The organism is Aerococcus sp. L_32, from assembly GCF_050689315.1.
In genome coordinates, this window is sequence record NZ_JBOEQF010000617.1 from 1 (window position 1) to 1,017 (window position 1,017).

Genomic DNA, 1,017 nt, shown 5'->3' on the forward strand with positions numbered 1-1,017 from the left:
GTAAGCGTCCCAATCTAGGTCTTTGAAGTTTTTAGTTGACTGGCCGTTGATCACCATGTCACCAGAGTCATACTGGTCTAAACCACCAATCACATTTAAAAGTGTCGTTTTCCCTGAACCTGAAGGCCCTAAGATAGCAACGAGTTCTTGTTTTCTAAAAGCCATCGATACATCATTTAAGGCATGCGTTACCGTATCGCCCACTTCATACGTTTTCTTGAGATTTTTTAATTCAAGCATTTATATAAGACTCCTTTTATTTTTACTGTTTTAATAGTTTATAGTATATTCATTTTCATGGCTAGCACAAAATAAGACAATGTGTCTTATTCTATAAAAGTTTGATAACATTGCAATAGCACAAGTATATTTTAACCTAAAAATTGGCAAAGGACGAACAAATGACTGTAAGCAATAAATCATTACAAACGCGTGAAAACATCAAATCATCCCTTCTAACATTAATGGCAGACCAACCCTTCACCACTATCACCATTCAAGATATTGTCAAAGAAGCTGGCCTAAACCGGTCATCTTTCTACCGTTATTTTGATGATAAATACGCCGTGGTAGAAGAAATCGAAAATGAAATTATCGAAAATTTAGAAAACGAGGCCATTGGTCAAGTTGAAGAGTTGTTCGCTCAAACAAGTAAATACGAGGTGCTTTTTCATATTTTAAACAAATTTTCCAAGGAAACAACCCGGTCAAGCATCCTTTTGGGTGAAAATGGCGACCCTTCTTTCGTCCATAAAATGACCAAGTCGGTTAAAGAAAATTTCCCTACCGGTGTGAGACAAATGCAAATCCCTAGCAAATATGATGAATTAGCCAATGATTTGAAGGCCTCGGCCGTTATCAATTTCTTGGCTAAATTTGAAGAGTACAATAAGAAATATACTCTTGAAGAAATTGCCTACTTCTTTTCATTGATGTAGCAATTTAGCAACTACTGCATACTAAAAAACTGGACCTCTTAAAGCCGCATGTTTGGCTAAGAGATCCAGTTCTTTTATG

General features: G+C 36.2%; 2 protein-coding genes. One reads left to right on the forward strand and one right to left on the reverse strand.

Features of this window, described 5'->3' with window-relative positions; all coding sequences use genetic code 11:
* A partial coding sequence (locus tag ACRCJ0_RS15190; RefSeq protein WP_431391044.1) for an ATP-binding cassette domain-containing protein occupies window positions 1–240 on the reverse strand: 240 nt, incomplete at its 3' end.
* A 161-nt stretch (window positions 241–401) separates the two neighbouring features.
* Here ACRCJ0_RS15190 and ACRCJ0_RS15195 point away from each other — a divergent pair.
* On the forward strand, window positions 402–938 hold the full coding sequence (locus tag ACRCJ0_RS15195; RefSeq protein ID WP_271735226.1) for a TetR/AcrR family transcriptional regulator: 537 nt from the start codon (window positions 402–404) through the stop codon (window positions 936–938).
* The last annotated feature ends 79 nt before the right edge of the window (window positions 939–1,017 follow it).

Bases quoted from the DNA above. Each gene is read 5' to 3' on its own strand.
- ACRCJ0_RS15195 (WP_271735226.1), top strand. From the start codon at position 402: ATGACTGTAAGCAATAAATCATTACAAACGCGTGAAAACATCAAATCA.